The 14,205-nt window shown below is 60.2% G+C and carries 8 protein-coding genes, 4 tRNA genes, 3 rRNA genes and 1 pseudogene; 12 read left to right on the forward strand and 4 right to left on the reverse strand.

The window, feature by feature from the left end; genetic code table 11:
* Window positions 1–113: 113 nt before the first annotated feature.
* The 11 genes and pseudogenes from ACZZZD_RS10805 to ACZZZD_RS10855 all read left to right on the forward strand — a co-directional run.
* Window positions 114–878, forward strand: a complete 765-nt coding sequence (locus ACZZZD_RS10805) for an electron transfer flavoprotein subunit beta/FixA family protein (RefSeq protein WP_463434936.1) — start codon at window positions 114–116, stop codon at window positions 876–878.
* A 1-nt stretch (window position 879) separates the two neighbouring features.
* Window positions 880–1,809, forward strand: a complete 930-nt coding sequence (locus ACZZZD_RS10810) for an electron transfer flavoprotein subunit alpha/FixB family protein (protein WP_463434938.1) — start codon at window positions 880–882, stop codon at window positions 1,807–1,809.
* A gap of 77 nt (window positions 1,810–1,886) precedes the next feature.
* A complete protein-coding gene (locus ACZZZD_RS10815) occupies window positions 1,887–2,177 on the forward strand; it encodes a DUF167 domain-containing protein (RefSeq protein ID WP_463434939.1) in 291 nt (96 codons plus the stop codon).
* 55 nt (window positions 2,178–2,232) lie between these two features.
* A complete protein-coding gene (locus ACZZZD_RS10820) occupies window positions 2,233–2,433 on the forward strand; it encodes a hypothetical protein (protein WP_463434941.1) in 201 nt (66 codons plus the stop codon).
* Between the two features lie 673 nt (window positions 2,434–3,106).
* A 16S ribosomal RNA gene (locus ACZZZD_RS10825) occupies window positions 3,107–4,567 on the forward strand.
* Between the two features lie 208 nt (window positions 4,568–4,775).
* Window positions 4,776–4,852 (forward strand) — tRNA-Ile (locus ACZZZD_RS10830).
* 82 nt (window positions 4,853–4,934) lie between these two features.
* Window positions 4,935–5,010: transfer RNA gene (locus tag ACZZZD_RS10835), tRNA-Ala, on the forward strand.
* A 200-nt stretch (window positions 5,011–5,210) separates the two neighbouring features.
* Window positions 5,211–7,988 (forward strand): 23S ribosomal RNA (locus ACZZZD_RS10840).
* A gap of 217 nt (window positions 7,989–8,205) precedes the next feature.
* Window positions 8,206–8,320 (forward strand): 5S ribosomal RNA (gene rrf, locus ACZZZD_RS10845).
* The 16S, 23S and 5S rRNA genes sit together here with 3 tRNA genes alongside, the layout of an rRNA operon.
* Window positions 8,321–8,412: 92 nt before the next feature.
* Window positions 8,413–8,489 (forward strand) — tRNA-Met (locus ACZZZD_RS10850).
* A gap of 609 nt (window positions 8,490–9,098) precedes the next feature.
* Window positions 9,099–9,430 (forward strand): annotated as a pseudogene (locus ACZZZD_RS10855) (integrase core domain-containing protein); the annotation flags it as partial.
* 321 nt (window positions 9,431–9,751) lie between these two features.
* On the opposite strand, the gene ACZZZD_RS10860 reads toward ACZZZD_RS10855, so the two are convergent.
* The 4 genes from ACZZZD_RS10860 to ACZZZD_RS10875 all read right to left on the reverse strand — a co-directional run bounded on the left by ACZZZD_RS10860 (window position 9,752) and on the right by ACZZZD_RS10875 (window position 13,302).
* A complete protein-coding gene (locus tag ACZZZD_RS10860) occupies window positions 9,752–11,782 on the reverse strand; it encodes a TonB-dependent receptor (RefSeq protein ID WP_463434943.1) in 2,031 nt (676 codons plus the stop codon).
* A 178-nt stretch (window positions 11,783–11,960) separates the two neighbouring features.
* Window positions 11,961–12,037: transfer RNA gene (locus tag ACZZZD_RS10865), tRNA-Arg, on the reverse strand.
* Window positions 12,038–12,202: 165 nt separating this feature from the next.
* A complete protein-coding gene (locus tag ACZZZD_RS10870) occupies window positions 12,203–13,000 on the reverse strand; it encodes an SDR family oxidoreductase (RefSeq protein WP_463434945.1) in 798 nt (265 codons plus the stop codon).
* The gene (locus ACZZZD_RS10875; protein WP_463434946.1) at window positions 12,997–13,302 is read right to left on the reverse strand and encodes a 4a-hydroxytetrahydrobiopterin dehydratase; all 306 of its coding nucleotides are present in this window, start codon (window positions 13,300–13,302) and stop codon (window positions 12,997–12,999) included. Before ACZZZD_RS10875 ends, ACZZZD_RS10870 begins: the two co-directional genes overlap by 4 nt.
* A 160-nt stretch (window positions 13,303–13,462) precedes the next feature.
* On the opposite strand from ACZZZD_RS10875, the gene ACZZZD_RS10880 reads away from it, so the two are divergent.
* Window positions 13,463–14,164 (forward strand): Crp/Fnr family transcriptional regulator, encoded by a 702-nt coding sequence (locus ACZZZD_RS10880; protein ID WP_463434948.1) that lies wholly within the window; start codon window positions 13,463–13,465, stop codon window positions 14,162–14,164.
* Window positions 14,165–14,205 lie beyond the last annotated feature (41 nt).

Consider the following 14,205-nt stretch of genomic DNA (forward strand, 5'->3'; position numbering starts at 1 on the left):
GTGGTCCGTTGGGTGAGGGTCGCAGCCACAGCTTGACCCCGCGTTACGTTGACAGGCCTTCGCGACCGCTCCATGTCCTGCCCTCACATTCAGGCGATTTCACGGATAGACCCATGAAGGTACTCGTCCCCGTCAAACGGGTGATCGACTATAACGTCAAGGCCCGCGTGAAAGCGGACCAGTCAGGCGTCGATCTGGCCAACGTCAAGATGAGCATGAATCCCTTCGACGAAATCGCCGTCGAAGAGGCGGTTCGTCTGAAGGAAGGCAAGGAACACCATGCTGCGGGCACAGCGACCGAGATCGTCGTGGTCTCCATCGGCGTGACCCAGGCCCAGGAAACCATCCGCACCGCCCTGGCCATGGGCGCGGACCGGGGGCTGCTGATCCAGTCGGACACGGACCTGGAGCCGCTGGCGGTCGCCAAGCTGCTGAAGGCGGTGGTCGAAGAAGAAAAACCCGACCTCGTTCTGATGGGCAAACAGTCCATCGACGGCGACAACAATGCGGTGGGCCAGATGCTGGCCGCTCTGCTGGATTGGCCCCAGGCGACCTTTGCCGGCAAGCTGGTGATCGATGCAGGCAAGGCGACGGTGACGCGCGAAGTCGATGGCGGCCTGCAGACCATCGCCGCCGAACTGCCGGCGGTGGTGACGGTGGACCTGCGGCTGAACACGCCGCGCTATGCGTCGCTGCCCAATATCATGAAGGCCAAGAAGAAGGAGATCGCCGTCAAGGCGGTCACCGACTATGGCGTCGATGTCGCCGACCGCCTGAAGGTCCTTAAGGTCACCGAGCCGCCCAAGCGGTCGGCCGGCGTCAAGGTCGCCGATGCGGCCGAACTGGTTTCCAAGCTCAAGTCCGCAGGAGCGCTGTAACATGGCTGTCCTCGTCATCGCCGATCACGACGGTTCGACCGTTCGCGACACCACCAACAAGACCGTGACCGCCGCGCTCGGCCTGTCGTCCGACGTGGACGTTCTGGTCGTGGGGCAGGGGGCGCAGGCCGCCGCCGACGCCGCGTCCAAGATCGCCGGCGTCCGCAAGGTGCTGCTGGCCGAGAGCGCGGGTTTGGGCCACGGCCTGGCCGAGGCCGTCGAGGCGACGGTGGTTCCGCTCGCCGCCGGCTACGACGCCATCCTAACCCCCGCATCGACGGACGGTAAGAACTTCGCTCCCCGTCTCGCGGCCAAGCTGGATGTCGCCCCGATCTCCGACATCGTCGAGGTCGTATCGGCCGATACCTTCGTGCGCCCGATCTATGCCGGCAATGCGCTCGAGACGATCCAGTCGTCCGACGCCAAGAAGGTCATCACCGTTCGCCCGACGGCCTTCGTCGCCGCCGCTGAGGGCGGTTCCGCTCCGATCGAGAGCGTCGCCGGCGCCGATGCGCCCAAGACGGCCTTCGTGTCGGAAGAAATGGTCAAGTCGGATCGGCCCGAACTGGGCGCCGCCAAGATCATCGTCTCGGGCGGTCGCGCCCTGGGCTCGGCGGACGAATTCCACGCGGTGATGGAGCCTCTGGCCGACAAGCTGGGCGCAGCCATCGGCGCTTCGCGCGCGGCGGTCGACGCCGGCTACGCGCCCAACGACTATCAGGTCGGCCAGACCGGCAAGGTGGTCGCCCCGGCGCTCTATATCGCCATCGGCATCTCGGGCGCGATCCAGCACCTGGCCGGGATGAAGGACTCCAAGACTATCGTCGCCATCAACAAGGACCCTGACGCCCCGATCTTCCAGGTCGCAGACTACGGCCTCGTCGGCGACTACAAGACCGTGGTGCCGGAACTGATGACGGCCCTGGGCTAAGTCTTAGGTAGACCCATGTGCAGAGGGCGCGGCTTCGAAAAGGAGCCGCGCCCTTTTTCTTGCCCGCAGAGGACCGCATGGCGAACCTGCCCATAAGGCCGCAGCCCGGCGCGGCGGTGGATCGCATCGAAGGCTGGGAGGCGGACGCAGAGGGACGGCGCGTGCTCAAGGTGCGTGTGCGCGCCCGTCCCATGGACGGAGAGGCCAATGACGCCCTGACCCGGCTTCTGGCCAAGAGGCTTGGCGTGTCGAAGTCTTCGGTGACCGTGACGCGCGGCGGCCAGTCGCGGTCGAAGATGATTCTCGTCGACGGCTTGGATGACGAAACGCTGAGCGCGCGAATCGCTGAAATCCTGTCCGGCGACTGAGGGCGACCCGTTTCGGCGATTGGCGCGTTCTCCATCCAAGCAGGAGAACAGACCCATGACCACGGACGCTCGTATCCTTCACGCCCGCAGCGGCGTCGTTCTCGAACAGAAGGGCGAAGACTACGCCGTCTCAAGCCTGCGCTTGGCGGAGCCGTTGACCTTCACGGATGTATCCCAGGCGAAGCTCGCGTTCGACAGCGAGGTCAGGGCTTCCGAGCAGGACCCGGAGCTGATGTCCCGTCTGGGCGGAGCCTGAAGCAGCCCGTCCGCCCCCAGTCTCCGCACTTACATAGCGGGCTGAGCAGCTGCGGCCGCTCGTTGATCATGAGTCTTTGAGAAACTTTCGCCTTCCTGTCAGAATCTGGTTGCGGACAAATCAGCCCCTACGTATAGAGCCGCCTCGCTCGGAAACGGGCTGGCCGACGGGGCCGCGGGGGTGCAAATCTCCAACGTCCCACGGAAGAGAGAAGCGAAAAACTTCTTGCTTTCATCGGTTGGTTTCACTAGGTTCCGCGCTCCAATCGAATCGCCGACGGGTTTTAAGAGGTAAGCCTCGCTTTCCTCCGGTGGTTTCTTGCGGTCTGAAGGGTTCGCCTTTCTCTCCAAAAGATCTCTGAAAAGAGCGGTTGACATGAGGTTCGGTGGTCTCTAAATCCCCGCCTCCGCCGACGACGACGGCGCTAAACAAGTCGGGCCGCTGACGCGGTTTAGGTCTTTGACATTGTTGATATGGAAAGAGAAACGCAGGCGGCGGTGTTCTTGCGATGACCCTAGAAGGTCATCATACGACACTGACTATCTGCGGTCTTTTTGAAAAGATACCATGCGTCGGTCTTCGGATCGATGAATGGGAACTCGTCAATAAAATACGTAGAACTAATGCCAAGACGTCCTTCGGGATGTTCTTAAGCTTAGGTCAGAAGTCAACTCAACCTGAGAGTTTGATCCTGGCTCAGAGCGAACGCTGGCGGCAGGCCTAACACATGCAAGTCGAACGAACTCTTCGGAGTTAGTGGCGGACGGGTGAGTAACACGTGGGAACGTGCCTTTTGGTTCGGAATAACTCAGGGAAACTTGTGCTAATACCGAATGTGCCCTTCGGGGGAAAGATTTATCGCCATTAGAGCGGCCCGCGTCTGATTAGCTAGTTGGTGAGGTAAAGGCTCACCAAGGCGACGATCAGTAGCTGGTCTGAGAGGATGATCAGCCACATTGGGACTGAGACACGGCCCAAACTCCTACGGGAGGCAGCAGTGGGGAATCTTGCGCAATGGGCGAAAGCCTGACGCAGCCATGCCGCGTGAATGATGAAGGTCTTAGGATTGTAAAATTCTTTCACCGGGGACGATAATGACGGTACCCGGAGAAGAAGCCCCGGCTAACTTCGTGCCAGCAGCCGCGGTAATACGAAGGGGGCTAGCGTTGCTCGGAATTACTGGGCGTAAAGGGAGCGTAGGCGGACATTTAAGTCAGGGGTGAAATCCCGGGGCTCAACCTCGGAATTGCCTTTGATACTGGGTGTCTTGAGTATGAGAGAGGTATGTGGAACTCCGAGTGTAGAGGTGAAATTCGTAGATATTCGGAAGAACACCAGTGGCGAAGGCGACATACTGGCTCATTACTGACGCTGAGGCTCGAAAGCGTGGGGAGCAAACAGGATTAGATACCCTGGTAGTCCACGCCGTAAACGATGATTGCTAGTTGTCGGGATGCATGCATTTCGGTGACGCAGCTAACGCATTAAGCAATCCGCCTGGGGAGTACGGTCGCAAGATTAAAACTCAAAGGAATTGACGGGGGCCCGCACAAGCGGTGGAGCATGTGGTTTAATTCGAAGCAACGCGCAGAACCTTACCACCTTTTGACATGCCTGGACCGCCAGAGAGATCTGGCTTTCTCTTCGGAGACTAGGACACAGGTGCTGCATGGCTGTCGTCAGCTCGTGTCGTGAGATGTTGGGTTAAGTCCCGCAACGAGCGCAACCCTCGCCATTAGTTGCCATCATTTAGTTGGGAACTCTAATGGGACTGCCGGTGCTAAGCCGGAGGAAGGTGGGGATGACGTCAAGTCCTCATGGCCCTTACAGGGTGGGCTACACACGTGCTACAATGGCGACTACAGAGGGTTAATCCTTAAAAGTCGTCTCAGTTCGGATTGTCCTCTGCAACTCGAGGGCATGAAGTTGGAATCGCTAGTAATCGCGGATCAGCATGCCGCGGTGAATACGTTCCCGGGCCTTGTACACACCGCCCGTCACACCATGGGAGTTGGTTCTACCCGAAGGCGCTGCGCTGACCGCAAGGGGGCAGGCGACCACGGTAGGGTCAGCGACTGGGGTGAAGTCGTAACAAGGTAGCCGTAGGGGAACCTGCGGCTGGATCACCTCCTTTCTAAGGATGCTTCTCCAGGCCGTCTCTCACGAGGCTGTCTATTGAGGCTCCAATAGCGAAGCGCTTCACAGCGCCGAGCACAAACGGCGGAACGCCGCCGTCTCCGTTTCTCTTTCCACTTTCGTCATCGACGCATCGACCATTCGGGTCGTTGTATTGGTGACGCGATCGCGAGCCTGGGTGTTTATGACCCGGCTGTCGCTGCCATAGGCCCGTAGCTCAGGTGGTTAGAGCGTACGCCTGATAAGCGTAAGGTCGGCAGTTCGAGTCTGCCCGGGCCTACCAGGACTTCTGGTTCGCTGGGGGTTCTCAGCCTCAAGACGGCATCGCCGACAGCTCTCCTGGGCTTCGCACTGTTCCTTGGAACGGGGCCATAGCTCAGTTGGTAGAGCGCCTGCTTTGCAAGCAGGATGTCGTCGGTTCGACTCCGTCTGGCTCCACCAGGATCTTGTGATCGCATTCAAGTTTGCCGTCGGCCTTTGGGTTGGCGTGCATTGAAATCGTAAAGGAAGAACGTGACCGGCTCCCCTGAGCTTTTAGGTCTTGTTCGAGAAGAAGACATTGTCTGACAAATATCAGGCTTGGTCCCCCGGCAACTTTCCAGTCGGGCGGAATAAACCAAGCATGAGTTTTGCTGAGAAACGATCAAACGTTGAAGGGCTTCTGACGGATGCCTTGGCGTAGAGAGGCGATGAAGGACGTGGCAAGCTGCGATAAGAACCGGGGAGGCGCTAGCACCCTTTGATCCGGTTATTTCCGAATGGGGAAACCCACCTTTACAGTCTTCCAACTCTGCTCTTCGGGGCAGCGATTGGCGGATTGTTGAAAGGTATAATGAACTGAATACATAGGTTCATTAAGCGAACCCGGGGAACTGAAACATCTCAGTACCCGGAGGAAAGGACATCAACCGAGACTCCCGTAGTAGTGGCGAGCGAACCGGGACCAGGCCAGTGCTCTTGTGAAATAAAGACGAACGATCTGGAAAGGTCGGCCATAGTGGGTGAAAGCCCCGTAGTCATCAAATAGCAAGAGACTCGAGTAGGGCGGGACACGTGAAATCCTGTCTGAACATGGGGGGACCACCCTCCAAGCCTAAGTACTCCTCTACGACCGATAGTGAACAAGTACCGTGAGGGAAAGGTGAAAAGCACCCCGACAAGGGGAGTGAAACAGATCCTGAAATCGGAAGCCTACAAGCAGTCGGAGCCCCCAAGCGGGGTGACGGCGTACCTTTTGTATAATGGGTCAGCGACTTCATGTGTCGAGCAAGCTTAAGCCGTTAGGTGTAGGCGCAGCGAAAGCGAGTCTGAATAGGGCGCTAAGTTCGACGTATGACGACCCGAAACCAGGTGATCTATCCATGAGCAGGTTGAAGGTTGGGTAACACCAACTGGAGGACCGAACCCGTGAATGTTGAAAAATTCTGGGATGACTTGTGGATAGGGGTGAAAGGCCAATCAAACCTGGACATAGCTGGTTCTCCGCGAAATCTATTTAGGTAGAGCGTCCGACGAATTCCTTGGGGGGTAGAGCACTGGATGGTTGCGGGCTGCGCGAGCGGTACCAATACTAACCAAACTCCGAATACCCAAGAGAACTATCGGGCAGACACACGGCGGGTGCTAACGTCCGTCGTGAAAAGGGAAACAACCCTAACCATCATCTAAGGCCCCCAAGTCACGGCTAAGTGGGAAACGATGTGGGATTGCTTTGACAATCAGGAGGTTGGCTTAGAAGCAGCCATCCTTTAAAGAAAGCGTAACAGCTCACTGATCAAGCGATCCTGCGCGGAAAATGTAACGGGGCTCAAGCCGTGCGCCGAAGATATGGGTTTGCAGTTTACTGCAAGCGGTAGCGGAGCGTTCCGTAGGCCGGTGAAGGTCAGGCGTGAGCCTGGCTGGAGGTATCGGAAGTGAGAATGCTGACATGAGTAACGATAGGAGTGTGAGAGACACTCCCGCCGAAAGACCAAGGGTTCCTGCGTAAAGCTAATCTGCGCAGGGTTAGTCGGCCCCTAAGGCGAGGCTGAAAAGCGTAGTCGATGGGAAGCAGGTAAATATTCCTGCACCAGCTGGAAGTGACGGATGGCTTAACTCGTACCCACTTATTGGATTGTGTGTGCGGGGGCGTTGTCCCAGGAAATAACTCCAGCAGAGACCGTACCCGAAACCGACACAGGTGGTCAGGTAGAGCATACCAAGGCGTTTGAGAGAACTATGCTGAAGGAACTCGGCAAATTGCACGCGTAACTTCGGAATAAGCGTGACTCACCCTGCGCAAGCAGGACTGAGTGGCACAAGCCAGGGGGTAGCGACTGTTTAGCAAAAACACAGGGCTCTGCGAAGCAGCAATGCGACGTATAGGGTCTGACGCCTGCCCGGTGCCTGAAGGTTAAAGGGAGTTGTGAAAGCGACGAACTGAAGCCCAGGTAAACGGCGGCCGTAACTATAACGGTCCTAAGGTAGCGAAATTCCTTGTCGGGTAAGTTCCGACCTGCACGAATGGCGTAACGACTTCCCCACTGTCTCCAGCATAGGCTCAGTGAAATTGAATTCCCCGTGAAGATGCGGGGTTCCCGCGGTCAGACGGAAAGACCCTATGAACCTTTACTATAGCTTCGCCTTGGCGTTAGCGACCGTATGTGTAGGATAGGTGGGAGACTATGAAACCGGGGCGCCAGCTCTGGTGGAGTCGTCCTTGAAATACCACCCTTACTGTCGTTGACGTCTAACCGAGGGCCGTTATCCGGTCCCGGGACATGGCGTGGTGGGTAGTTTGACTGGGGCGGTCGCCTCCTAAAGTGTAACGGAGGCGCGCGATGGTGGGCTCAGACCGGTCGGAAATCGGTCGTCGAGTGCAATGGCATAAGCCCGCCTGACTGCGAGACTGACAAGTCGAGCAGAGACGAAAGTCGGCCATAGTGATCCGGTGGTCCCGAGTGGAAGGGCCATCGCTCAACGGATAAAAGGTACTCTAGGGATAACAGGCTGATTTTGCCCAAGAGTCCATATCGACGGCAAAGTTTGGCACCTCGATGTCGGCTCATCACATCCTGGGGCTGGAGCAGGTCCCAAGGGTATGGCTGTTCGCCATTTAAAGTGGTACGTGAGCTGGGTTCAGAACGTCGTGAGACAGTTTGGTCCCTATCTGCCGTGGGTGTTCGAAGCTTGAGAGGATCTGTCCCTAGTACGAGAGGACCGGGATGGACATACCTCTGGTGTACCTGTCATGGCGCCAGCTGTGCAGCAGGGTAGCTAAGTATGGAATAGATAACCGCTGAAAGCATCTAAGCGGGAAACTAACCTCAAAACAAGGCTTCGCTGAGGATCGTGGAAGACTACCACGTTGATAGGCCAGGTGTGGAAGTGGGGCGACCCATGAAGCTTACTGGTACTAATAATCCGATCGGTTTGATCGTTTCTCAGCAAAACTCATTCGATGATTGCTCCTTGACTGAAGCAATCTCAGACAATGTCTTCTTCGCAATCCTTGTTCAAGCTACCGCGCTTCGCGCTGTTTGAGCTTGGATGTTGTTCTTGCTCGCTCTATCGGCCCTCGGCCTACTAGAGAGCGATCGGCCTCAAGTAGCGCGTAAGCGCGATAGGCCCAGCAAGAAATCATGTGTGCTTGGTTGACCTGGTGACTATGTCGGAGGTTCCCCACCCGATCCCATTCCGAACTCGGTCGTTAAGCCCTCCAGAGCCAATGGTACTTCGTCTCAAGGCGCGGGAGAGTAGGTCGTCGCCGGGTCTACCAAGCACACATGATATTCGCCCTAACGCGCTTCGCGCTGCTTGAGGGCGCTTCTCGAACCGTTCTTCCTTCACGACACTACCGTTTGCCGCGGGATGGAGCAGCCCGGTAGCTCGTCAGGCTCATAACCTGAAGGTCGTAGGTTCAAATCCTACTCCCGCACCCAAACTTTCAGAAAGCCCCACAGCACCAGCCGTGGGGCTTTCTGCTGCCTGAACGACAAGCAGCGGCTAAATCCCGCTCCCGCGCAAAACCACAACCGCGATCAGAGCCAGACAAACAAGCGCCGCAACGGCGATTGCAAGTGCAGTGATGCGGAAGGCTCCCTTGGTCGGCTTGTCGGGGCCGTCCTCATAGCCGATCGGGGTTTGGCGCGGTTCCTGGTCAGTCATGCACCGAGAACGCGTCACCACAGAAATTGTTCGCAGGCTTCCCGGGAATTCAATGTCAGCTGCATTCGGCTGCAATGATGGCATTACAGCCGTGTGAGGCGTGGGACGTACCCAAATGCCTGAGCTGCGGCCCATAAATCCTCATGTCGGAGATGATGCGGATATCGGCTGCTGAATGTTTCTAATGATCTGCGGTTCGCCCTGGTAATCCATGTCGATAAGACATCGAGAATCTCCGCCACAAGTTGGTCGAAACCTCATCTCTTGTTTAACAAGCGCTTCACTTGCCGGACACGGGGAGAACTTTCACCGATTGCACAGTAGACTCAGCGTTGCCTTTTTCCGCCTGACGTGCCCCTGAGAATTTCCACCACGCGGCGAGAGTGATCGCTCGGCGGGGTCGTCCCGCCATGATCGTCAGCGACAACGGCACGGACCCGAAGGGCGGCGCGTAGCAGTCAGTTCACGTCCACGGCCATCCTGGGCGCAGGATCATGGCGTCGACTGGCGCTACATCGCGCCCCGCAAAGCCACCCAGAACGGATTTGTGGAATCCTTCAACGGGCGGATGCGCGACGAACTGCTCAACGAGAGCCCGTTTTTAGTCTCGATCACGCCCCGCCAGAAGGTCGCTGCCTGGGCGCTGGACTACAATAGCCACCGGCCGCACTCATCGATCGGCTACCTGACCCCGGAGGCCTTTGCCGCCAGCCTGACCGCAACAGGCTGACCCGCTGCGCCGTCCGACCTGTTGCTCACCCCACGCTCCGAGGCGTAACTAACCCAAGAACTCTGGTCGCCGTTGGATGAAAACTCAGAGGCACGTTACTTCGAGCGCGCGACACTTAAGTAGGTGTTGGAGCACGCGCGAGCGTGTCATGGATCACCGCTGTGACAGGGGGCAGACCGACCTTCTGCAATCGCCAAGTCCGGTGCTGGCCGAGTTGCATCGGTATCTGGGGCGAAATGCCGAGCCTGATCGACTGTTTGTGGGTATTTTAACATGGGCCAGACTCCCACCGGATAGTCGTTCTAATCAGAAGCGATAGGCGACGCCTACACGCAGGTTGCGACCGGGAAGCGGTGCGATGTCCTTGAGGAAGGATACGTGTTCACGGGCCTCTTCGTCTGTCAGGTTGCGCGCCTCGGCGAACAGGGTGACGTTCTGCTGACTGAAGGGCCGTACTGCGACGGACGCATTGACCAGGGTGTAGTCGTCGGTTGGCAGTTCAAATTCGTTGGCGACGCGGTCCTGTTCGCCGACATGGCGGACCTCGGCACTGGCGTCGAAGCGGGTCGAAGTCCAGGTCAGGCGGCCGGTGACGGAATAGGGGGGGATGCGTGCAGCCGGGCCGAAGTCCGTCTGGGCGCGGACATAGTCGGCGGCGGCTTCCAGCGACAGCTTGCGGTCGCCGTCCTGCCACAGGGCATAGGCGCCTTCGAGCTCGAATCCGTAGAATTTCGCATCCGTCTGGACGAAGCGATAGATGGGGAAAGTCTCGTTCTCCTCCTCGAAGAGGAACTCCTCGCCCGTCGGCCGCTCGTCGATGAACCCGTCGTACCACGAGTGATAGACGTGCAGATCGCCGGTGAAGCGGCCGCGATCATAGTGAGCGGTGCCCTCAACCGTGGTGACCTTTTCTGAGTTCAGGTTCAGGTCGCCGGTCTCGTAGGCGGCGGTGGCGATGTGAACGCCGTCGGCGAACAACTCGACCTCGCTTGGCGCACGCTCGTTGTGGGCCAGGCTCAGCCCCAGGAACAGGCCGGCAGTCGGGCGGATGAAGGCGGCGGCCGAGGCCGACCAGTTGTCGAACTCGCGGTTCACCTCGCTGGTCTCGCCGATGGGCGTGGCGCTCAGTTCGCGCCGATCATAGCGCAGGCCGCCCTCGAAGCCGTGGTTGCCCCGGTCCAGGCGCTGCACCGTGTAGATCCCCAGTTCGTCAATCTTGACGGTCGGGACGAAGGCTTCCTCGCCGATGGCCTCGAAGTTGCGGGACAGGGTTTGAACGCCGACGGCGCCGTTCCAGCCGTCGCGTTCGCGCTGGACTAGATCCGCGCGGCCCTCCCAGCCGTCCGAGTTGAAGATTGTGCCGGGCTCGCCCACGGCCTCGAACTCGGTGTGGGTGTAGTCGGCGTGACCATAGGAGCCACGAAGGGCGGCGAAGGGGCCGGCGTCGAAGCGGTATTCGCCGCGCGCATCCCAGCGCTTCTGGTTCAGCTTGATGAAGACGGATTCCTCGGCGACCGTGCCGTATTCGCTATCGGTGTTCTTGTAGGAAACGCCGGCGAAGCCCTTGTCGCCGACATAGCTGCCGCCGACGCCCCAGGCTTCCAGGTCGCTATAGCTGTTGGGTTGGCTGCCGCCGTCGCCGCGCGCGATGCCTTCGGCGGCGGCGCGCCGGGCGGAAATGGCGGGGGTCGGAATGTCGTAGTCGTCGCTCTTGCGCTTCACGCCATCGACGTTGAAGGCGAAATGGCCGCTGCCGACCGTGACGCGTCCGAAGGCGCTGCGGCCGTCATCGACGCTGGAGGCCTGGGTCGAGACGGCGCCGGAGATGCCGCCCTCGGGGATTTCAGTCGGGATGCGGTTGTCCAGCACATTGACCACCCCGCCGATCGCCGATCCGCCATAGACCAGGGTGGCGGGGCCGCGAATGATCTCGATGCGGTTGGCTTCGGCCGGGTCCGTCGCGACCGCGTGGTCGGGCGACACCGAACTGGCGTCGATCAGGCCGATGCCGTTGGTCAGCACCTGAACGCGCGGCCCGCTGAGGCCGCGAATGACGGGGCGACTTGCGCCCGGCGCGAAGTCGGTGGAGCGGATGCCGGGGCGACCGTTCAGCAGGTCGCCCAGCGACGCGGCCGGCGCGGTGGCCAAGGCTTGTTCGTCTACCACGTCCGTCGCGATGACCGAGGCCCGTTGGCTGATGCCGTAGGGCGCGCCCGTGACGACGATGTCGTCAAGCTCGGCGGGGGTATTCGTCGACTGAGCTGCGGCGGCGCCCGCCAGAACTGTGGAACCGACAGCCGCGAGAAGGAGCGAGCGCGAGACGGAAGAGGGACGCATGACAGTGACCTTCGGGGAGTGATGTTGTCGTGTTATGAGATAACGTCACGAAAGGTCAATAGGCCGCAGGCATCGCTTTTTGATCGCTGCTGGCCTGTGAGGTGGTCGAAACAGCCGCGGACCAGCCATCGCCGTGGTGGGCGACGGATTCATACGACGACAAGTCAATGGGAAAGAGTGGCGCACCCGACAGGATTCGAACCTGTGACCCCTGCCTTCGGAGGGCAGTACTCTATCCAGCTGAGCTACGGGTGCGCATGCGGCGTGACGCCGGAAAGGGCCGATTACAGCAAGGCGCGTGTGGCCTCAATCCCGAATAAGCGACGAGGTCGGGATCTTCGGCTTCAGGCGGCATCCCTGCGGGCTTCAAGCAGCGCGAAGCGCGTCAGGCCCAAGAAGGAAAGGAATAGCGTCAGCGCCCTACTGCGCTGTCATGCCGCCGTCGATCTTGAACTCCGAGCCTGTGACGAACTTGGACTCGTCTGACGCCAGGTAGAGAACGCAATAAGCGACGTCGTCGGGCTCGCCGATCCGCTTCAGCGGGATGCCGCGCGCCAGGCGTTCGTGGGCCTTGTCCTCGTCGCCGCCGGCCATGGCGATGAAGGGGTCCAGGATCGGGGTCCTGATGAAGACCGGGTGGACCGAGTTGCAACGCACGTTCCAGTCGGCCTTGGCGGCCTCCAGCGCCAGGGTCTTGGTGTACATCCAGACGGCGGCCTTGGTGGCGTTGTAGGCGCCCATGCCGGGGGCGGCGACCAGGCCGGCTATGGAGGAGATGTTGATGATCGAGGCGGGGGCCGCAGCGCGCAGATGCGGCATGGCGTGTTTGGCGCCCAGCATGATGGAGCGCAGGTTGATCTCGTACTGACGCTGCCAGTTATCGACCGTGTCCTGTTCGACGAAGGCCAGCGGGCCGCCGACGCCGGCATTGTTGATCAGCACCGACAGGCCGCCGAGATCGGCGACGGCGCTGGCGACGACCCGCTCCCAATCAGCCTCGCCGGCGACATCGTGGGCATAGGCGACGGCTGCGCCGGCGCGTTCGTCATTGATGCGGCTCGCCAGGGCGGCTGCCCGGTCGCCGTCGATGTCGGTGACGGCGACGCGCGCGCCTTCGCGGGCCAGCATGAAGGCCATGGCCTCGCCCAGCCCGCCGGCCGCGCCGGTGATCAGGACGGTTTTGCCGGCGACGCGACCTAGATGTTCGGGGCCGCTCACGACTTCACTCCCATGCCGGCGGCGGCTTCGTCGATGAAGCGGGCGAGGGTCACGTCCTTGTCGGTCACGCCGTCGGCGTCGTGGGTCGTCAGCAAAATCTCGACCCGGTCATAGACGTTCGACCATTCAGGATGATGGTCCATCTTGTCGGCCATCAGAGCGACGCGGGTCATGAAGCCGAACGCCGTGTTGAAGTCCGCAAACTTCAGCGTTCTCTCGATAGCCGGACGGTCGCCTTCATGAGCGCGCCAGCCAGACAAATCCTTAAGCGTTTCCGCTACGTCAAGACGAGTGTCGGTCATCGCGTTTCCTCTTTTCTTCCGGCGTAAGGCGCCTGACGGACCTCGGCAAGCGGCGAGACTTTCGCGGGATCTCGCCCTGGGAACTCATGGTCAAGCTTCCGCGTTCTCAGGGCCGGCGAGATGTCATTCTGTGGCGTCTCCGATCGTCAGTGGGGTTAAGATGGACAATCTCTGGATCGCCGCCCTGGATGCGGCCGATCGCAAGCGGATCGAACCGCACCTGAAACAGGGCGAGATCGCGCGCGGACAAATGCTCTACGACGCCGGCGAGTCGGTGGATCAGGTCTGGTTCCCGATCAAGGGCGTAGTGTCGCTGATGACCATCCTGTCGGACGACAAGATGGTCGAGACCGCTGCGATCGGCCGCGAAGGCTTGATCGGCGTGACCTGCGGTCCGTTGAACGCCCGCGCGGCCAGTCGCGCCATTTCCCAGCGCGACGGCGTCGCGGCTTATTGTTCCGCAGAGGTGTTCGGCGAGGCGCTGGATGCGAGCGAGAGCCTGCGTCTGGCCCTGTCGCGCTTCACCGAGGGGCTGATGGCCCAGGTCCAGCAGGCCGCCGCCTGCAACGCTCAGCACCGGCTGGACGAGCGGCTGGCGCGCTGGCTGCTGATGTTGCACGACCGGGCCGAGGACGACCGCATTGACCTGACGCAGGCGGACATCGCCGGCATGCTGGGGGTACGCCGGGCGACGGTTTCCGAGGTCGGGACGGTGCTGGAGGGCAAGGATCTGATCCAGCGCGGACGCGGCTGGGTCAAGGTGTTGGACCGCGACGGTCTGGAGCAGGCGTCTTGCGGCTGTTACGGCCTGATGCGCGACGTGATGAAGGATCTCGACCTGCCGCGTCCAGAAGCGGCCTGAGGCTATCCTGTGTGCGTGACGACGGCCGCGCGACGCGCTAG

This window comes from Brevundimonas sp. AC546, assembly GCF_979258305.1.